Raw genomic sequence first — 19,193 nt, 5'->3', positions numbered from 1 at the left:
CACCTTCACCGGCAGCTACAAAATCCCCGCCAACGCCTGGAAATGGAACTCCTTCCGCACCGTCACCGGCGACCACAACGGCGACGGACGCCACGACCTCGCCGCCATGTACTACCAGTCCGACGGCACCATCACCATGCACACCGCCCTAGCCAACACCAACAACGACGGCGGATTCGCCCCCTTCACCGGCAGCCTCACCATCCCCGCCAACGCCGCCTGGAAATGGGACTCCATCCGCCTCCTCTGACCAGCACCTGCCCGGATGACGGTCGCGACGGAGACCGTTGACGCCGGGATGTCCCCTCCCCGGAATCGTCAGGGGAGGGGACATCCGGGTTGTCCGGGTCCCGGGTCCGTCCGCCGCTGGAGGGTGACCGGCGTCGCCGGAGGCACTGCCAGGTCACGTCCCTGCCGGCGGCGGTCACGGCAATACGAGGGACCGGGCCGGGCGGTGCACCGTCGTGCTCGCCGGGCCCACTGTCCATCGTGGTACGACGCAGACCGGGCCGGCTCGTCCCGCCGTCAGGCCCGACCACCCCACTGTCCACGGTGGATGACAGTGTCGACGCCACGGCGGCGTCCGGCGACCGAGGGGTTCTGCGGAGGCAGGTCGTCCGCCCGGTAGCCGATGCAGATGCCGCCGATCGGCGCGTACTCGTCGGGGATCCCGAACTCGGCCTTGAACGCGGCCGTGTGTGCGGGCACCTCCACCCCCGGGTCGAAGTCCTCGCCCGCCATCGGCATGATGCCGAAGAAGCAGGCGCCCAGCCCCTCGTCAACGGCGGTCAGCAGCATCATCAGGGTGGCCATGCCGGTGTCGATGTACCAGTACGGCGCCGGCCACCGGGCCTCGGACCGGTCGGTCCAGCCCTTGTCGGCCTCGGCGTACCGGGCGAGGTACGCGGCCTTGTGCGCCAGCGGCACCACCACGAGCGGTGCGTCCTGCATGGTCGGCGTCTGTGTGACCCGGGTCGGGACGAACGGCCAGAACCTGGCCCGATCGGCCGGGTCGGTGAGCGCGAGGAAGGCCCAGCCCTGGGAGAAGCCGGCCGACGGTGCCCGCAGCGCGCTGGTCAGGATCCTCTCGACGACATCCGGACTCAGCGGCCGGTCGGAATAGTGCCGCACCATCCGACGGCGACGGATCACCTCAGCGAACTCCATGCCGCACATCCTGCCACCGCCGGACGGCCCGCAGGTCGCGACAACCGCCAAGATCGATCGCGCGCGGCCGGGCGGAAGGTGGTGCGCGCGAGCCGCGCGCCGGGCCACCCCGGGGTCGCAGGAGCCGTCCCGGGATCAGACGAGTGACGGCCGGGTCGGGTCCAGCAGTTCGCTGACGCCGCCCCGGTCGAGTGCCGCGATGAGCGCGTTCGTGCCCTGCGACACCTTGAGCCTGACCTCGGCCGGATGCAACGGGATCAGGGCTAGCAGGTTGATCTCCGTACCGTCCGGCACGGTTATCGTCCGGGCCTCCGGCGACACGGTCAGCATCGGCGTGACGACCACGCCGGCGAACGGCGTACCCTCCACGTACGGCTCCGCCGGGTCCCCGTTCGGTACCGAGTGCCACTCGCCGATCCAGGTCCCGTACTCGTGGGGCAGCCGGGCCACCTGCTTCAACACCTGCACCGGCCACCCGGTCCGGTCGTCACGCAGCGCCTCCTGGGTCAGCGGCCAGTCCGCCGGCAGGCACAGCATCAGTTCCGCGTACGGGCTGATCCCGCTCCCCTCGGGCACCGTCATCGGCCGTTCGCTCATCCCGGACGTGACGAGCGTCCGGTACGGCCGCTCCGGGGTCGGCCCGACCACGTGCACGTGCACCCCGACCAGGTGCGAGGCGAGCTCGTGCAGAACGTACTCGCTCGGTCCGAAGTGCTCGGTGAGGTGCTGGTCGATGGCGTCGGCCACCTCCGGGCGCTGCCCGGCGGCCGCCACGAAACCGTCGTACCGCGGCTGGTGCCGCACGATGCCCGTACCCGACACGTCGTCCATGACCGGGCAGCCTAGAACAGGCGACGGTCGCGGGTGGCGGTGCGGGTGCGATCGGTTGCCGCCACGTCCGCCGGTGGCGGTGCGGAACGGCCCTGGTGGTCCACGGGCGGCCCACCGTCCCCCTGGCCGGGCGGCGGGTGGGCCACCGGCGTTCGCGGCGATTAGTTGACACTGACTATTCGGCCCTGAATAGTTATCCCCAGCAGAGCGCCATACTCGCCGAGGCGGAGGAGGCAGCACCCATGACCACCCCATCGACCAGCGCCGACGGCATCGTCCGGATACCCGCGAGACAGACCGTGGTCAAGAAACTCGGCCACTGGACCACCGCCCGGGCATTCGAGATACGTGCGCACCGCGGCGTCGTCGTACTGGATCTGCGCTCGCCGCGGATCCCGGCCGGCGACGTACGGGTCGCCGTCGACGCCGACCACGCGAGGCTCACCCTGCTCGTTCCCGACGACGCCACGATCGACGACTGGGACCTGCACCGGAGCGGGCGGAGCCGGGTGGGGGACCCGGAACGACCGGAGGTCACCGCAGGCCGGCGAATCGTGCTCAGCGGTGCGCTCCGACACGCCGAGATCCGGATCCGTCGCGGCGGCCTCGCCGTACTGACCGCGATGTTCTCCCGGGAATACTGGGGCGACCTGCGGCGGGCACACCGCGAGGGCCGGCCGCCCAGCGTGGCCGACCCGGCGCACTCCGACTGACCGCCGCGCAGCCCGACGTGGGCCGGACCACCGACCCGCGTCCTGACGCGGAGACGTAGATGACCACGAAGCGGAAGGTCGGCAACCTGCTCGGGCTGGCCGTGCTCTCCTACCTGAGCCAGCGCCCCATGCATCCGTACGAGCTGAGCCGGACGCTGCGCGACAACGGCGACGACCGCAGCATCAAGTTCAACCACGGCTCGCTCTACATGGTGGTCCAGCAGTTGACCAGGGCCGGTTTCGTCGCCGAGCAGGACACCCACCGCGCGGGTCAGCGTCCGGAGCGGACCGTGTACGCGCTGACCGACGCCGGCCGGGTCGAGCTGCGCGACTGGCTCCGTGAGCTGGTCGAAGAACCGCACCACGAGTACCCGTGGTTCGTGGCCGCGCTCTCGCTGATCGCGGCGCTGCCACCCGCCGAGGCCATCTCGCTGCTGCGCCGCCGGCTGGACCGGCTCACCGACGTACGGACCGAGATCCGCACCCTGGTCGACGACGCCCTGGCCCGGGGCGTGCCGGGCCTCTTCCTGGTCGAGGAGGAGTACCGGCTCGCCCTGCTGGACGCCGAACTGTCGTTCGTCGAGCGGCTCATCGGTCAGATCACCGATCCCCAACTCGGCTGGGGTCGCCAGTGGGCCGACTTCCACGGCGAGCCAGCTCCCTGACATCCCGGAGAGCGAGACCATGACCGACACCAGAACCGCCCTGATCATCGGCGGCGGCATCGCCGGCCCCGTGGCCGCGCTGGCACTGCGCCGGGCCGGCATCGACGCCACGGTGTACGAGGCACACGCCGGCACCGCCGACGGGGTCGGCGGTGCCCTGAGCATCGCCCCGAACGGCCGGAACGCCCTCGCCGTCGTCGACGCCGACGAGGCGGTACGCCGGATCGGTGTACCGATGACCGCGATGGTCCTGCAGAGCGGAACCGGCCGGCACCTCGCCGAACTCGGCAGCCCGCCCGACCTGCCGGAGATGCTGCTCGTCTGGCGGACCGACCTGTACCGCGCGCTCTACACCGAGGCGGTCGACCGGGGCATCCGGATCGAACACGGCCGGCGGCTGGTCGGAGTCACCGACACCGACACCGGCGTGACGGCGCACTTCGCCGACGGTACGACCGCCGAGGCTGACATCCTGGTCGGCGCCGACGGTCTCCGGTCCACGGTTCGTACGCTGATCGATCCCGCGGCGCCACAGCCGCGTCACAGCGGGCTGATCAGCTTCGGCGCCCGTCTGGCCGACAGCGGACTGCCGTCGACCGGAGGACGGATGTTCATGGTCTTCGGCCGTCGCGCGTTCCTCGGATACCAGGTCCTCGACGACGGCAGCGGCGGCTGGTTCGTCAACCTGCCGCACCGGGAGCCGATGACCGCCGGGCAGGCCCGGCAGACCTCCGCCGTACGGTGGCTCGAGGTGCTGCGGGAGACGTTCGCCGACGACGACCGTACGCCGGCGTTGACGCTGCTGCGCCGGACCGACCCGGCCGAGCTGCTGGTCGTGGGGCCGATGGAGGACCTGCCGACGGTGCCGACCTGGCACCGGGGTCGGGTGGTGCTGGTCGGCGACGCGGCACACGCCCCGTCCAGCAGTTCCGGCCAGGGCGCGTCGCTGGCGATCGAGAGCGCCGTGGAACTCGCCCGCTGCCTGCGGGACCTGCCGCACCGGGAGGCGTTCGCCGGTTACGAACGGCTGCGGCGTCCCCGGGTGGAGAAGATCGTCGCGGCCGGTGCCCGGACCAACCGGAACAAGGCCGCCGGACCGGTCGGCCGGGTGCTGCGCGACCTACTGATGCCGCTGTTCATGCGGTTCGCCACGCCGGAGCGGATGAGCTGGCAGTTCGGGTACCGGATCGACTGGGAGGCCCGGGTGACGACGGCCCACGGGTTGCCAACCTCAGAGGTTAGGCTAACCTAACGACGCGCCGTGGTGCCGGAGCGCCGGCGGTGTCGGTACGAGTCGTTCCGCCCGAAAGGCAGGCTGAGCCTGATGACCGAGGTCTCCACCGTCACGCCGCCGGTCGCCGCGTGGCGGCTGTTCCCCGCCGAGGTCGCCCGGCTGCACCGGATGAGCCCGTCCTTCCTCCGGGTGACCCTGACCGGGGCGGACCTGGACAGCTTCGCCGACCCCGGCTACGACCAGCGGATCAAGCTCGTGTTCCCGATCCCGGTGCACGGCTTCCGGTACCTGCCCGACAGCCCGGACTGGTACGCGCGCTGGCGGGCGCTCCCCACCGAACTGCGTAACCCGTTCCGGACCTACACCACCCGCGCGGTCCGGCGGCACCTGCGCGAGGTGGACGTGGACATCGTGCTGCACGACGACGGCGGCGCGTACGGCCCGCACGGGCCGGCGGCCCGCTGGGCCCTCGCCGCCCGCCCCGGCGACCAGCTCGTCGTCATGGGTCCGGACCACGGCTACCCCGGTGACCACGGCGGCCGCGAGTTCCAGCCGGCCCTGGCCGGCCGCACCCTGCTGCTCGCCGGGGACGAGACGGCGGTACCGGCGATCGCCGCGATCCTGGAACGGCTACCGGCCGGCAGCCGGGGCGAGGCGGTGCTGGAGGTGCCGCACCCGGAGGACCTCCTCGACCTGCCGGCCCCGCCCGGGGTGACCGTCACCTGGCTGCCCCGCTCCGGCGCGCCGCACGGCAGTCGGCTGATCCCGGCGGTCCGCGCGGCGGCCGAGCGGCTGATCCCGACCTCGCCGGTGGCCGGGGCACCGGCCGTCGGTGCCGCCGCGCTCGACGAGAGCGGCGGCACCGATCCGGACGAGGAACTGTGGGAGGTCCCGATGGGGCTCTCCGGCGGTGGGCACTACGCCTGGCTGGCCGGCGAGTCCGGCGTGATCCGGACCCTGCGCCGGCACCTGGTGACCGAACGCGGCCTGGACCGCGAGTCGGTGGCCTTCATGGGCTACTGGCGCCTCGGCCGGGCCGACGACGGCGCCTGAGCCGCGCCACGCCACCGGCGCCGGGCGAGGCCATCGCCGGGCGCCGTCGGATCAGAGCCGGGGCGCCACCTCGGCGGCGATCAGGTCGAGGTGGTCCAGGTCGGCCAGGTCCAGCACCTGCAGGAAGACGCGTTCCGTGCCGTGCCGGGCGTACTCCCGGAGTTGCTCGACCACCTCGTCCGGCGTACCGGCCACACCCGGACCGGCGCGCAGCTCGTCCGGGTCCCGGCCGATCGTCTCGGCGCGGCGGCGTACCTCGGTGTCGGAACGACCACAGACCACGGTGAGCGCGGCGGAGAGCACCAGCGGTGCCCGGCCGGACGCCGCCCGGCCGACCTGCTCGCTCGCCCGGGCCACCGCCGCGTAGCTGCGGCCCACGCTCTCCGCCGGCTCGAACGGCACGTTGAACTCGTCGGCGAACCGGGCGGCCAGCATCGGGGTACGGCGTGGCCCCTTGCCTCCGACGATCACCGGCGGCGCCGGCGACTGCACCGGCTTCGGCAGCGCGGGCGAGTCGGCGAGCTGGTAGTACTTGCCCTGGTAGTCGAAGGTGCCGCCCAGCGGGGTACGCCACAGCCCGGTGACCACCTCGAGCTGCTCGGTCAACCGGTCGAACCGTTCCCCGAACGACGGGAACGGAATGCCGTACGCCTGGTGCTCCGGCTCGTGCCAGCCGGTGCCGAGACCGAGTTCGACCCGGCCGCCACTCATCGCGTCGACCTGGGCCACACTGATCGCCAGCAGGGCCGGGAGCCGGAACGTCGCCGAGGTGACCAGGGTGCCGAGCCGGATCCGGGAGGTCTGCACCGCCAACGCGGCCAGGGTCAGCCACGCGTCGGTCGGCCCGGGCAGCCCGTCCCCGCCCATGGTCAGGTAGTGGTCGGAGCGGAAGAACCCGTCGAAGCCGCACTCCTCGGTGTGGCGGGCGATCCGGAGCAGGTCGTCGTACGACGCCCCTTGCTGGGGTTCGGTGAAGATACAGAGCCGCATACTGCTACCTAATCAGGCGACTCGGAGGGAGCGGACGGGTGTCGGAGATCGTCGTACGGGCGATGGAGCCAGCGGACCGGGACGCGGTCGACGCGCTGCACGAGCGCGAGTGGGGTGGGCCGTACGTGATCGCCCACGACGTCCGCTACGACCTGCGCGAGCTGCCCGCCCTGGTCGCCGTCGACGCTGCCGGGGCGATCCTCGGCGCGCTCGTCTGGCGCCTCGACGAACGCGGACTGGAGGTGGTCAGCGTGGTGGCCGACAAACCCGGCGGCGGCGTCGGTACGACCCTGCTCGCCGCCGCGGCCGAGACGGCCGTTCAGCACGACGCGGACCGGCTGTGGCTGATCACCTCCAACGACAACCTGCGGGCGCTGCGCTTCTACCAGCGGCGTGGGCTGCGCATCGTGGCCGTCGACCCGGGCGCGGTGGACCGGGCCCGACTGGTCAAGCCGACCATCCCGACGGTGGGTGAGGACGGCATCCCGCTGCACGACGAACTCCTGCTCGAACAGCGCCTGGCCGGCCCGGCGGGGCCTGCGCGCCCACGGCGAGGGTGAGGCCCCCGGTGCCCGGGTACCCGTGGATCAGCCTGACCACCGACTACGGCCGCTCCGACGGTTTCGTGGCGGCCTGCCACGGGGTCATCGCCCGCTCCGCGCCGGCGGTACGGGTGATCGACGTGACCCACCTGATTCCGGCCGGGGATGTCGTCCGGGGCGCCGCCGTGCTGGCCCAGACCGTCGGGTACCTGCCGCCGGCGGTGCACGTGGCGGTGGTCGACCCCGGGGTGGGCACGGCCCGGCGCGGGATCGCCCTGCGTACTCCCGGCGGTCTGCTGGTCGGCCCGGACAACGGGCTGCTGACCTGGGCCGCGACCGCGCTCGGCGGGGTGACCGAGGCGGTGGAACTGACCAGCTCCGACTGGTTCCCGGAGGTGTCCCGCACCTTCCACGGCCGGGACGTCTTCGCTCCGGCCGCCGCCCGGTTCGCCCTCGGCGCGGCGCTGACCGAGGCCGGACCGGTGATCGATCCGGCCGGCCTGGTCCGGTTGCCGGAGCCGGTCGTCGAACGGGGCGACGGCTGGCTCGCGGCCGAGGTGCTGACCGTCGACCACTTCGGCAACGTGCAACTGGCGGCTCCGGGGAGCGCCTGGGAGCGGCTCGGCCCGGCGGTCCGGGTCGCCGGCCGGACCGCCGTCCGGGGCGGCACCTTCGGCGACGCGCCCCCCGGTCACCTCGTGGTGTACGTCGACTCCGCCGACCGGCTGGCGGTCGCGGTGAACGGTGGCCGGGCGGCCGACGTACTGGGGGTCGGTCCGGGGGACGTACTGCGCCTGGAGTGACCTCGGGAGGCGGTGCCGACTGCCGGGAAAACCGAAACCGTCTACTGTGCCCCCGGATAGGGCTGTGAAATGCTTGGCGCCGTGGGGAAACACTCGATCGATGTCGCCTTCTGCCCGTGCTGCGCACACCGGACGGGGAGCGGCACCTGTCCAGTCTGTTTCTGGACCGACGACGGATCCACCGACGAGAACGCCGAGGTCGCCCGGGGCGGCCCGAACGGTGACCTGAGTCTGGCGCACGCCCGGCTCAACTACGCCATCTACGGCGCCAGCCACCCGCGCTACCAGGACGCGGTCCGCCAGCCCCGCCCGGACGAACTGCCCTGAACCGGACGGGCGGGTCGTCCGGCGCCCTCGTCGCCCGAGACCTTCCGGGCCACCGGCACGCACACCGCCGCATCGAAGCTCGGTGACCCTCCTGCGGCCCGGCCGGTCCGCCGTTGGAGGAGGATGGACGGGTGCCCGAAGGCGACACCGTCTGGAACACCGCTCGCGCGCTGCGCCGTGCGCTGGCCGGTGGCCGGCTGACCGCCACCGACTTCCGGGTGCCGCAACTGGCCACCGCCGACCTGACCGGGGCGACCGTGCTGGAGTCCGTCGCCCGGGGCAAGCACCTGCTGCTGCGGCTGCGGATGCCGGACGGCGGGGCGGCCCCGGACAGCGTCGCGGCCGGCGCCGACGACGGGCACACCACGCACGGTGACACCGGTCGCGGGGACACCGACGGCACCGGTCACCGCGGCGACGGCAGCCCGGACGGGAGCCAGCCGGACCGGGACGGCGACCGGCTGCTGACCCTCCACTCCCACCTGCGGATGGACGGCGCCTGGCGGGCGTACGCCCCGGGTGAGCGCTGGGCGGCCCGGCCGGCGCACACCGTCCGGGCGGTGCTGCGTACCGCGGACGCCGTGGCGGTCGGCTACCACCTGCACGATCTCGCCCTGGTCCGCACCGCCGACGAGGGCACCCTGGTCGGGCACCTGGGACCGGACCTGCTCGGCCCGGACTGGGACCCGGCCGAGGCGGTACGCCGACTCGCCGCCCAGCCGACCCGGAGCATCGCCGAGGCGCTGCTCGACCAGCGCGCCCTGGCCGGCATCGGCAACCTGTACAAGTCGGAGCTGCTCTTCCTGCGCGGTGTCTCACCGTGGACGCCGGTACGGGAGGTACCGGACCTGCCCGGCCTGGTCGCGCTCGCGCACCGGTTGCTGACAGCGAACCGGGGGCGCTGGACGCAGAGCACCACCGGCTCATTGAGCCGGGGTCGGACCACCTACGTCTACGGCCGCCGCGCGGAACCGTGCCGCCGTTGCGGGACCGCCATCCACAAGCGTGACCAGGGCGAACGGGTCACCTACTGGTGCCCGGTCTGCCAGCCCGGCAAGAGTTGACCACGACCCGCCGGCCGGCCTGGCGGGTCGTCGCGCCACCGCCCCAGCCGGTGGGCCGAGCGCCCCTGCACCGCCCCGCCCATCGGGTGAGCCGGGCGAAGGAGGCATGACCGACGATTCGGCCGTATCCATTTCTGGCGCTGCGCGGTTGACTGCTTACGGATCGTCAGCAGATCCTCGGGGGTGGGACCGGCCGGGGGTTCGCCCCTCGACCCTGGGCACCCCTCGACCCCGGACCCGCGCTGACGGACGGTGCCGCAGGCGGGCCGATCTGGCGGGAGGGCGTGGCCATGTTCAAGAGATTCGCCGCACACCGGGCGGCCCGCGCCGAGCAGGCCAGGAACCAGCGTGCGGCCGGGCGGTCCACCGGGGCGGCGGTCCCGGCGGCCCGGGTGGGCACGGACCCGGCGACCGCCGCGACACCCGACCCGACCGCCCCGCCCGACTACTTCGGATCCGTACCGAACTTCGCGTACAGCCCACTGCCGGTGCGGGACGCGGGCGGTCGGGTGGTGCCGGGCACCGGGATCCGGAAGTTCGTCGCCTCGCTGCCCCTGGTCGGGCGCGAGCCGAACGAGTTGGGCGTGCTGATCCCGGTGGCGGTTCCGGACACGGCGTCATACCCGGGATGCGACTACTACGAGATCGGGGTGCAGGAGTACACCCAACGCCTGCACCCGGACCTGCCGCCGACCCGGCTGCGGGGGTACCGGCAGCTGAACAACGGCACCGACCCGGCCGGGCACAACACGGTGGCGCCGCCCGGCCGGCCGTACCATCTCGGGCCGCTGATCGTGGCGCACCGGGACCGCCCGGTCCGGGTGAAGTACGTCAACCAGCTCCCCACCGGCTCCACCGGTGACCTCTTCCTGCCGGTGGATCCGACGATCAGGGGCGCCGGTACCGGTCCCCGGGGCGGCCTGGAGCGGTACCCGCAGAACCGCTGCACGGTGCACCTGCACGGCGGCGACGCGCCGTGGATCAGTGACGGCGGTCCGCACCAGTGGTTCATTCCGGCCGGTGAGTCGACCCACTACCCGCGCGGGGCCGGCTACGCCGCGGTGCCGGACATGCCGGAGCCCGGAGCCGGTGCGGCGACCGCCTACTACCCGAACCAGCGCAGCGCCCGGCTGCTCTGGTACCACGACCAGAGCGAGGGGATCGCCCGACTGACCGTCCACTCCGGGCAGGTCGGCCTCTACCGGCTGGACGATCCGGTGGAACGGGGACTCGTCCACGACGGGGTGGTACCCGCCCAGGAGATCGTCCTGGTGCTGGAGGACAAGACCTTCGTGCCGGACCAGCCCCAGCTCGCGGCCCAGGATCCGACCTGGGACGTGGCCAACTGGGGCGGCCGGGGTGCCCTGTGGTTCCCGCACGTCTACATGCCCCGGCAGAACCCGTACAACGAGTCGGGGACGAATCCGATGGGCCGGTGGGACTACGGTCCCTGGTTCTGGCCGCCGAACGCCGGGCCCGCCCACGGGCCAGCACCCAACCCGCACCACGACCCCGGCAGCCGGCCCTGGCAGCCGCCGGTCCAGCCCGGCACCCCCACCCCGTCCGCGGTACCGGACGCCTTCCTGGACACCCCGCTGGTCAACGGGGTCGCCTACCCGTACCTGCGGGTGCGGCCGGCGGCGTACCGGTTCCGGATCCTGAACGCCTGCACCGACCGCAGCCTCAACCTGCAGCTCTACCACGCGGCGTCCAGTGCTCCGATGTGGCATCCGGACGGCAACCTCGCCGAGGGCGGTGCCGGTGAGGTACCGATGGTGCCGGCCCACCCCAACCCCGATTTCCCACCAACCTGGCCCACCGACGGCCGGGACGGCGGCGTACCCGACCCGGCCGCCGCCGGACCCGACTGGATCCAGATCGGCTCCGAGGGCGGACTGCTGCCGGCGGTCGCCGTGCTGCCCAGCCAGCCGATCAACTACCAGTACGTCCGCCGGGACGTGACGGTGCTGAACGTGACCGACCACGCCCTGCTGCTGGCCCCCGGCGAGCGCGCCGACGTGGTCGTCGACTTCTCCGCCGTACCGCCCGGTTCGCACCTGATCCTCTACAACGACTGTCCGGCGCCGATGCCCGGCTTCGACCCGCGTAACGACCACTACACCGGCAACCCGGACCAGACCGGTTCCGGCGGGGCGCCGCGCACCCTGCCCGGCTACGGCCCGAACACCCGGACGCTGCTGCAGATCCAGGTGGTCGGTACGCCGGCTCCGCCGTTCGACCTGGACCGTCTCCGGGACCGGCTCCCCGAGGCGTACGCCCGCAGCCAGCCACCGCCACTCGTGCCGCAGAAGGCGTACGCGGCCGCGTTCGGCGCCGGCACACCGAGGAACACGTACGCGCCGATCGGGGACACCTCGCTCACCTTCACCCCGTACGGCGGCACCGGGCCGGTGACCCTGCCGCTGCGTCCGAAGGCGATCGTGACCGAGTTCGACCCCGAGTACGGCCGGCTGAACTTCCTGCTCGGCACCGAGTTGCCGGAGACCGGCACGCTGGTGCGGACCACCGTCCCGCTGACCCGGGTCGACCCGCCGACCGAGGTGCTGCTGCCGTCCGATCCGACGGTGCCGGTCGGTAACCCCGGCGACCACACCCAGCTCTGGAAGATCACCCACCACGGCACGGACACCCACGCCCTGCACTTCCGCCACGTCAACGTCCAGTTGGTGAACCGGGTTGGCCGGGACGGGGTGATCAAGCCCCCGGAACCGAACGAGCTCGGCTGGAAGGAGACGGTCCGGATGAACCCGTTCGAGGACACCGTCGTGGCGGTACGGCCGACGCTGCCCGGACCGTTCCCGTTCACGGTCGGCGACAGCGTACGACCGCACGACCCGACCCGGCCGGCCGGGACCACCGACGGCCACACCCAGGTCGATCCGCGTACCGGCGAACCGGCGACGGTGACGAACCGGACGCACAACTTCGGCTGGGAGTTCGCCTGGCACTGCCAGCAGCTCGGCCCCGCCGACCAGCAGATGACCCGGCCGTTGGTGCTGCGGTTCTCGCCCGCCGCGCCCACCGGGCTCGCCGTCCGGCCGGCACCCGGTTCGGCGACCGTGCTGCCGGCCATCATGGTCGCCTGGACCAACAACGCGACCCCGACGACGGCGCGGGGACCGGCGGACACGTCCGCGGCGGCGGGACCGGCCGGGCCGGGCGCCACCCGTAACCTGCTCCAGCGGGCCGCCGACGCGGGCTTCCTCCGGGAGGTGACCAGCTTTGTCGTACCGGCCACCGTCAGCGGCTACACCGACTCGACGGTCACCCCCGGGGTGACGTACTACTACCGGGTCCGGGCCGAGAACGGCGTCGCGCACTCGGCGTACTCCAACGGCGCCGGTTGCGCGGTCCACCTGCCGCCCCCCACCGGACTGGTCGCGACCGTCGCCACGGGTGCGCCGCTACGGGTCAACCGGGGCTGGGTGAACCGCTCCTTCGCCACCACCGTGGACCTGCAGCGTGCCACCAACCCGACGTTCACCAGCGGGCTGGTCACCACCACGGTCCCGGTCACCAGCAGCTGCCCGGACGTCCCGGTCGCCGCCGACACCACCTACTACTACCGGGTCCGGACCAGCTACCTCGGTGCCTCGTCGCCCTGGTCGAACCTGGCCACCGTGGTCACCCCCGCCGTACCGGCGACGCCGACCGAACTGGTCGCGGCGCCGTACACCGGGGTGGTGACGGGGTCGGGAGCGGCGGTCCGGCTCGGCTGGTCCGTCCCGGTGACCAGCACGGTCAGCGGCTTCACCGTGCACCGGGCGACCAGCCCGGACTTCGGCGCCGGGCTGCGCACGTTCACCGTCCCCGGTGCCGCCCGCTCGTACGTCGACACGAACCTGGCCCGGGACACCGTCTACCACTACCGGATCCAGGCCACCAACCCGGCGGGCTCGTCCCCGGTCAGCGTCCCGGTCTCGGTCCGCACCCCGGTCTGATCCCGGGCACCACCCGGCGCGGGGCCGGGGTGCTCAGCCCTCGGCCTGCGGGGTACGGCGACGCAGCTCCGCCAGACCCGACGCGACACCCCGGAGCAGGTCGGTGGCCTCGGTGAGCCGGGACGCGGCACTGTGGCCGTGGTCCTCCCAGCCGTCCTCGGCCACGTAGCCGGCGGCCGCCGCGACCAGTCGCTCGTACGCCGACACACCGTGGTCGAGCTGCCCGAGCAGGTTCCGGTGTGCGTCCTCCAACCCGTCCCGGGTGTCGGCGGGGGCGAGCCGGAGTGCCCGTTCCACACTGGCCACCCGGTCGGCGAGGTCCCGAAGGGAGCGTTCCGCCACCGCCGCCTCGAGCGCGGCCGACGCGGCCGGACCGCTGAGTCGACCGGTGAGGCCGCCCATGGTGACCGCCGCCCGGTCCAGTCGGGCCCACGCCTCGGCTGCCGCGGTGCCGCGCAGCGCGATGCGGACACGCTGCCGGCGTACCTCCGCCAGGGCCTGGCGCCCGGCGGGCAGCCGCTCGACGGCGGAGACCAGCCGGGCACGGGCCTGTTCGGCGGTGACCGGCTCGGGCGGCGGCGGCACCGGTTGCGCGGCCAGCGCACGCAGGTCGGACCAGCGCCAGGTGGTCAGCATCACGGACCCACCCGCGGCGGCGGCCCAGACAGCGTCCGGCAGACCGAGCCCCTGGTACGGGGTGAGGATGGCGGCCGCCCCGGTCAGCCCGCCGGCGAGCACGCTCCATCGACGGACCGCCCTGCGCAGGCCACGCAGCCGGCGCAGGTGTCGGGTACGCGGGTCAGCCATCTCGCCCTCTCCCCCGATCGGTTTCCCGGCTCAGCCGGCTGCGGTGTTGCCGCCGGTCTGCTTGTCCCGGGCCAGGCTGGCCCGGATCTCGTCGAGGCGGGCCACGCCGGCCGGGTCCGCCGCCGGGGCGGCCGGCTCGACGGCGGGAGCGGCCGAGCCGCCGGCCAGTTTCTCCCCGGCCATGCTGGACCGGATCTGCTCCAGCCGGGACGCGCCGGCCAGGTCGAGCGTCGACTTCTGCAGCTCCAGCATCCGGCCCTCGACCGAGTTGCCGGCCAGTTCGGCCCGGCCCATCGCGGTGGCGTACCGCTGCTCGATCCGGTCCCGCACCTCGTCGAGCGACGGGGTGCCGCCCGGGGCGGTGAGCGCGGACATCGACTCCAGCGAACGGGCGACGCTCTCCTGCATCTTCGCCTGTTCGAGCTGGCTGAGCAGCTTGGTCCGCTCGGCGAGCTTCTGCTCCAGGATCATCTTGTTGTTCTCGACCGCCCGGCGGGCCTGCGCGGCGGCGTTGATCGCCTGGTCGTGCAGGGTCTTCAGGTCCTCGGTCGACTGCTCGGCCGCGACCAACTGGGTGGCGACGGTCTGGGCGGCCTGCTCGTACTTGACGGCTTCGGCCTCGTCGCCGCCGGCCCGGGCCCGGTCGGCGAGGACCAGTGCCTGTCGGGCCATCCCCTGCAGGCGCTCGACCTCGGACATCTGCCGGGAGAGCCGCATCTCCAGTTGGCGCTGGTTGCCGATGACCGCGGCAGCCTGCTGGACCAGCGCCTGGTGCTGACGCTGTGCCTCCTCGACCGCCTGCTGGATCTGCACCTTGGGATCGGCGTACTCATCGATCTTGGCGCCGAAGAGCGCCATCAGGTAACGCCAGCCCTTAGCGAACGGGTTCGCCATGTTCCCCGATATCCCCTCAGTGTTGATCGCTCCGCCTGACCGTGCCGGCCGGCCCACCGGGGAACCCGCGCGACACGATCTCCATCGTTCCAGTCCCGCGCCACCCCGGCGTACGACCTGAGAGGGATATCCACCGGATATGCCGCTAGGGGCCCACCGTAACGCGCCGCCGCCGTAGCGAGCCACACCTTCCGGCCCGGCGTCGGACCGGCGGTCGGGCAATCCGGGACGATCCGGCTCAGGGCGGACCGCCCTAGCCCACGCAGACGACGTCGCGATCCTGGTTGGTGTTCGGGTGGATCCGGCGGGTGGCACGCAGGGTCGCCTTGAGCGGAGACTCCTGCCGAACCGTCACCGACACCGTGCCGTCGGTGGTGATCTGGCGCACGCTGTCGGCCGGCAACTGCCGGACACCGCTGTCGGCACGGCCACGCCCCGGCGCCCCGGTCCCCGCCGGACGGGCGGCGAGCCCGTCCGCTCGGGCCGACTGCCGCACCGGCTCACCCCGGGCCGGCTGGGCGGCCGGGTCGCCGTCCGACCGCGGACGGGCCGGCTCGGCCCGGTACGTCGAGGAGCCGTTGGTCGGCCGGCCCGTCCCCGCGCCCCGCGCCGGGGTGGCGGAGGCCGGAACCGGCTCGCGTCCCGGACGCTCCCCCTGGACCGGTACGAGCACGTCGGGCACCCGCTCGGCGACCTCGACCGTCTCGCTGACGTCCCGGAGCAGCTCGGAGAGGCGGGCACCGAGGGCGTCACAGATGGCGGCGAGCAGCTCGCTCGACGCCTCCTTCTGGCCGCGCTCGATCTCGGAGAGGTAGCCCAGACTCACGTTCGCGGCGGAGGACACCTCGCGCAGGGTCCGGTGCTGCCCCTGCCGACGCGCCCGTAGCGCATCACCGATCACCCGGCGTAGCAGGACCATCGCACCTCCCGTGTCGCGGGACCAGACTCCCCGGACGTCGGACCGGCGCCGTCGGCCCACCGCGTCAACCTCACCGTGGGCCCACCGGCGCGCGGTGGGGGCCCACGACGCGGCGATGGTGACTTCCGACGTCGGCTTTCCGAGCCTTCCCGCAACCGTACCCGTTACCGGCGTCCGCGACATCCCGGCCCGCCACTCCAATCCGCCGCCACACCCCACCCGATCGGTCAGGATGTCGGGCGTACGCCGCACGACCCGGCAGGTCAGTCGTCGACCCGGACCGCCGGCGCCTCAGCGTGCAGCCGGTCGGCGAGCAGGGTCAGCGCCGCCTCCACCGTGCCGGCGCGGATCCGCAACCGGTTGCCGTCGATCTCCAGCCGCTGGACCTCGGTGCCGGACGGTCCCGCCGCCGCCACGAAGACCAACCCGACCGGCTTGCCGTCCTGCGGCTCCGGTCCGGCCACCCCGGTGGTCGCCAGGCACCAGTCGGCGCCGCACCGGTCCCGCCCCCCCTCGGCGAGCGCGACCGCCACGTCCGGGTCCACCGCACCCCGCTCGGCGAGCAGTCCGGCCGGCACCCCGACCAGGGACGCCTTCAGTTCGGTCGCGTACGCCACCACACCGCCCCGGAACACGCTGCTCACCCCGGCGATGTCGACGATCGCGGCGGCCAGCAGGCCACCGGTGAGTGATTCCACCACGGCGAGGGTGTCACCCCGGTCGGCCAGCGCGTGCACCACCGCCGCGGCCGCACTGCCGGCGGCCCGCCGCTCACCGTTCTCCATGTCACTCTCCCTCCCGCTCGGCCCCCGCCGGACGGTCGCCCGCCCCGGCCGTCCGGTTCACCGGACCGGACGGCGCAGTCGCAGTGCCCGTACCACGTAGTCGAGCCCGGTCGCCACGGTCACCACGAGGGCGACGCCGAGGATCCACGGGCCGACGAACTCGACGCTGTCCGGGACGGGCCACAGGTACCAGACGATCGCCAGGATCTGCACCGCCGTCTTGACCTTGCCGCCCCGGCTGGCCGCGATCACGCCGTACCGGATCACCCAGAACCTGATCAGGGTGACCCCGAACTCGCGGACCAGGATCAACACCGTTACCCACCAGGGAATCCGGTCATACCAGGAGAGCAGCACCAGCGCGGTGCCGGTCAGCGCCTTGTCCGCGATCGGGTCGGCCACCTTGCCGAACGAGGTCACCAGGGCGTAGCGGCGGGCGATCCAGCCGTCGACCAGGTCGGTCATCGACGCGAATCCGAAGGTCAGACAGGCGACCACCCGCCAGCCGGGATGGAGCATCTCGGAGGTGAGCACCAGGCCGGCGAAGACCGGTACCAGGGCGAGCCGCAGCGCGGTCAGCCCGTTGGCCGCGTTGACCACCGGGACCGGACCGACCCGGCCGGTCGACACAGGGTTGTCCGCGACGCCGGCCCGGACCGGACCGACCGGACCGGTCGCCGGCCCGCCGTTGCCCACCGGACCTCCGGTGCCGCCCGCCGGAGCGTCCGCACCGGTGGACACCGGCTCCGCCGCCTCGGTCACGACGTCATCCGACCGCACTCGACAACACCTCACCGGCGGTACACCCGGCGCCGGGGGCACCCCGGTCCACCGACGTCGACGTCACCCGACCCTCCGGGGAGCCGCCGAGATCATCCCGTCCGGTACGGCGATCAGATCCACGCCCTCGGTCCCGGTCACCGTCGCCCGCACGAGATCACCGGGGCGCAGCGCCGTCAGGTCGACCGTGCCGTCCTCCGGGGCCACCAGCGTGGTGGAGCCGTCCACCTCGGGCGCCTGGTGGGCGGCGCGCCCCTCCACCACCCCGCCGTCCACCGAGTCGACCAGCACCTCCACCGTGGCACCGATCCGTTCCTCGGCCCGCTGGGAACAGAGCTCGTCGGCCAGCGCGGCGAGCCGGTCGTAGCGGCGCTTGACCGTCGCGGCCGAGACCTTGCCGGGCAGGCCGGCGGCCTCGGTGCCGTCCTCGTCGCTGTAGTCGAAGACGCCGATGGCGTCCAGCCGGGCGGCGCTGAGGAACCGGACCAGCTCCTCGACGTCGGCCCGGGTCTCACCGGGGAACCCGACGATGAAGTTGCTCCGCGCCCCGGCGTCCGGCGCCAGCTCCCGGGCCGTGGCGAGCAGGTCGAGGAACCGGTCGGTCGACCCGAACCGTCGCATCCGGCGCAGCACCGGCTCGCTGGAGTGCTGGAAGGAGAGATCGAAGTAGGCGGCCACACCGGGGGTGGTGGCGATCGCCTCCACCAGCCCCGGCCGGGTCTCCGCCGGCTGCAGGTAGCTGGCGCGTACCCGGACGATGCCGTCGACCGCCGCGAGTTGCGGGAGCAGCTTCTCCAGCAGCCGCGGGTCGCCGAGGTCCTTGCCGTACGAGGTGGAGTTCTCGCTGACCAGCACCAGCTCCCGGACACCCGACTTGGCCAGCCACTCCGCCTCGGCGAGCAGCTCGTCCGGGGTGCGGGAGACGAAGGCGCCGCGGAACGCGGGAATGGCGCAGAACGCACACCGCCGGTCGCAGCCGCTGGCCAGCTTGAGCGAGGCGACCGGACCGGAGTCGAGCCGGCGGCGGAGCACCGGACGCAGGTGGGCCGGGGTGTGCTCGTCGGCGAGCAGAGCGCTGTCGGCGGGCCGGCCGGTCTCGGCGGCTCCGCCGTGGCCGGGCACCACCACGCCGCTGCGCTGCCGGGCCACCGGGGTCAACGGCAGCAGCTCCCGCCGGTCCCGGGGGGTGTGCGCGGGCAGCTCCGTGCCGGCGAGGACCGCGTCGAGCCGGGCCGCGATCTCGGGGTAGTCGTCGAAGCCGAGCACCGCCTGCGCCTCGGGCAGGCTGTCGGCGAGCTCGCGACCGTACCGTTCGGCCATGCAGCCGGCCGCCACCACCTTGGCCCCGGTCTCCGCGGCGGCCAGCAGGGTCTGGATCGAGTCCTGCTTGGCCTTCTCGACAAAACCACAGGTGTTGACCAGCACCACGTCGGCGCCCTCGCCGTCGGTGCTCACCTGCCAACCGTCGGCGTGCAGCCGTGCCGCCAACTCCTCCGAGTCGACCTCGTTACGGGCACAACCCAGGGTGAGCAACGCGACCCGACGGCCGGCGGCGGAAGAGGAGGAAGACGTGGCAGACACCATCCGAGGGTACCGGTCGGCCCTGACAGGCCGTTCCGGGCGTACCGCCCGGCGCCGGCCGGCCCATCCGGACGAA

The 19,193-nt window shown here is 73.3% G+C and carries 18 protein-coding genes and 1 pseudogene; 10 read left to right on the top strand and 9 right to left on the bottom strand.

Annotated features, from left to right (window positions below; all coding sequences use genetic code 11):
- A pseudogene (locus V1633_RS21740) lies at positions 1-250 on the top strand (hypothetical protein); the annotation flags it as partial.
- A 275-nt stretch (positions 251-525) separates the two neighbouring features.
- Here the strand turns inward: V1633_RS21740 and V1633_RS21735 are convergent.
- Together V1633_RS21735 and V1633_RS21730 are read right to left on the bottom strand one after the other, a co-directional pair.
- Positions 526-1,167: a nitroreductase family protein gene (locus V1633_RS21735; RefSeq protein WP_331216200.1), complete on the bottom strand. Its 642-nt coding sequence runs from the start codon at positions 1,165-1,167 to the stop codon at positions 526-528.
- Positions 1,168-1,302: 135 nt separating this feature from the next.
- The gene (locus V1633_RS21730) at positions 1,303-1,998 is read right to left on the bottom strand and encodes a suppressor of fused domain protein (RefSeq protein WP_331216199.1); all 696 of its coding nucleotides are present in this window, start codon (positions 1,996-1,998) and stop codon (positions 1,303-1,305) included.
- A 242-nt stretch (positions 1,999-2,240) separates the two neighbouring features.
- Here V1633_RS21730 and V1633_RS21725 point away from each other — a divergent pair, with 242 nt between their 5' ends.
- From V1633_RS21725 to V1633_RS21710, 4 genes are all read left to right on the top strand, one after another.
- Positions 2,241-2,711 (top strand): hypothetical protein, encoded by a 471-nt coding sequence (locus tag V1633_RS21725; RefSeq protein WP_331216198.1) that lies wholly within the window; start codon positions 2,241-2,243, stop codon positions 2,709-2,711.
- A 59-nt stretch (positions 2,712-2,770) separates the two neighbouring features.
- Positions 2,771-3,376, top strand: coding sequence for a PadR family transcriptional regulator (locus V1633_RS21720; RefSeq protein ID WP_331216197.1), 606 nt, complete (start codon positions 2,771-2,773; stop codon positions 3,374-3,376).
- 19 nt (positions 3,377-3,395) lie between these two features.
- Positions 3,396-4,628 (top strand): FAD-dependent oxidoreductase, encoded by a 1,233-nt coding sequence (locus V1633_RS21715; protein ID WP_331216196.1) that lies wholly within the window; start codon positions 3,396-3,398, stop codon positions 4,626-4,628.
- 72 nt (positions 4,629-4,700) lie between these two features.
- Positions 4,701-5,663, top strand: coding sequence for a siderophore-interacting protein (locus V1633_RS21710; protein ID WP_331216195.1), 963 nt, complete (start codon positions 4,701-4,703; stop codon positions 5,661-5,663).
- 51 nt (positions 5,664-5,714) lie between these two features.
- Here V1633_RS21710 and V1633_RS21705 read toward each other — a convergent pair whose 3' ends face one another.
- Positions 5,715-6,653 (bottom strand): LLM class F420-dependent oxidoreductase, encoded by a 939-nt coding sequence (locus V1633_RS21705; RefSeq protein WP_331216194.1) that lies wholly within the window; start codon positions 6,651-6,653, stop codon positions 5,715-5,717.
- Positions 6,654-6,691: 38 nt separating this feature from the next.
- Here V1633_RS21705 and V1633_RS21700 point away from each other — a divergent pair, with 38 nt between their 5' ends.
- From V1633_RS21700 to V1633_RS21680, 5 genes are all read left to right on the top strand, one after another.
- Positions 6,692-7,213, top strand: a complete 522-nt coding sequence (locus V1633_RS21700) for a GNAT family N-acetyltransferase (RefSeq protein WP_331216193.1) — start codon at positions 6,692-6,694, stop codon at positions 7,211-7,213.
- Positions 7,214-7,221: 8 nt separating this feature from the next.
- Positions 7,222-7,998 carry an SAM hydrolase/SAM-dependent halogenase family protein gene (locus V1633_RS21695; protein ID WP_331216192.1) on the top strand — a complete coding sequence of 259 codons (777 nt, stop codon included), beginning with the start codon at positions 7,222-7,224 and terminating at the stop codon, positions 7,996-7,998.
- An 81-nt stretch (positions 7,999-8,079) separates the two neighbouring features.
- A complete protein-coding gene (locus tag V1633_RS21690; protein WP_331216191.1) occupies positions 8,080-8,325 on the top strand; it encodes a CPCC family cysteine-rich protein in 246 nt (81 codons plus the stop codon).
- A gap of 131 nt (positions 8,326-8,456) precedes the next feature.
- On the top strand, positions 8,457-9,389 hold the full coding sequence (locus V1633_RS21685; RefSeq protein ID WP_331216190.1) for a zinc finger domain-containing protein: 933 nt from the start codon (positions 8,457-8,459) through the stop codon (positions 9,387-9,389).
- Positions 9,390-9,679: 290 nt separating this feature from the next.
- Positions 9,680-13,351: a fibronectin type III domain-containing protein gene (locus V1633_RS21680; RefSeq protein ID WP_331216189.1), complete on the top strand. Its 3,672-nt coding sequence runs from the start codon at positions 9,680-9,682 to the stop codon at positions 13,349-13,351.
- Between the two features lie 33 nt (positions 13,352-13,384).
- Here the strand turns inward: V1633_RS21680 and pspM are convergent, their stop codons facing one another.
- The 6 genes from pspM to rimO form a co-directional block, all read right to left on the bottom strand.
- Positions 13,385-14,158: a phage shock envelope stress response protein PspM gene (pspM, locus tag V1633_RS21675; RefSeq protein ID WP_331216188.1), complete on the bottom strand. Its 774-nt coding sequence runs from the start codon at positions 14,156-14,158 to the stop codon at positions 13,385-13,387.
- Positions 14,159-14,188: 30 nt separating this feature from the next.
- Positions 14,189-15,052 carry a PspA/IM30 family protein gene (locus V1633_RS21670; protein WP_331216187.1) on the bottom strand — a complete coding sequence of 288 codons (864 nt, stop codon included), beginning with the start codon at positions 15,050-15,052 and terminating at the stop codon, positions 14,189-14,191.
- A gap of 253 nt (positions 15,053-15,305) precedes the next feature.
- On the bottom strand, positions 15,306-15,971 hold the full coding sequence (locus V1633_RS37160) for a helix-turn-helix domain-containing protein (protein ID WP_456238642.1): 666 nt from the start codon (positions 15,969-15,971) through the stop codon (positions 15,306-15,308).
- Between the two features lie 263 nt (positions 15,972-16,234).
- Positions 16,235-16,756, bottom strand: a complete 522-nt coding sequence (locus V1633_RS21660) for a CinA family protein (RefSeq protein ID WP_331216186.1) — start codon at positions 16,754-16,756, stop codon at positions 16,235-16,237.
- A 57-nt stretch (positions 16,757-16,813) separates the two neighbouring features.
- Positions 16,814-17,386 (bottom strand): CDP-diacylglycerol--glycerol-3-phosphate 3-phosphatidyltransferase, encoded by a 573-nt coding sequence (pgsA, locus tag V1633_RS21655; protein ID WP_331216223.1) that lies wholly within the window; start codon positions 17,384-17,386, stop codon positions 16,814-16,816.
- A gap of 213 nt (positions 17,387-17,599) precedes the next feature.
- Positions 17,600-19,120, bottom strand: coding sequence for a 30S ribosomal protein S12 methylthiotransferase RimO (gene rimO / locus V1633_RS21650; protein ID WP_331216185.1), 1,521 nt, complete (start codon positions 19,118-19,120; stop codon positions 17,600-17,602).
- Between the last annotated feature and the right edge of the window lie 73 nt (positions 19,121-19,193).

The sequence above is a fragment of the Plantactinospora sonchi genome, assembly GCF_036422035.1.
Taxonomy (GTDB): domain Bacteria; phylum Actinomycetota; class Actinomycetes; order Mycobacteriales; family Micromonosporaceae; genus Plantactinospora; species Plantactinospora sonchi.
The sequence above is the reverse complement of the archived record's forward strand: the minus strand, read 5'-3'. Positions and strand labels throughout refer to the sequence as shown.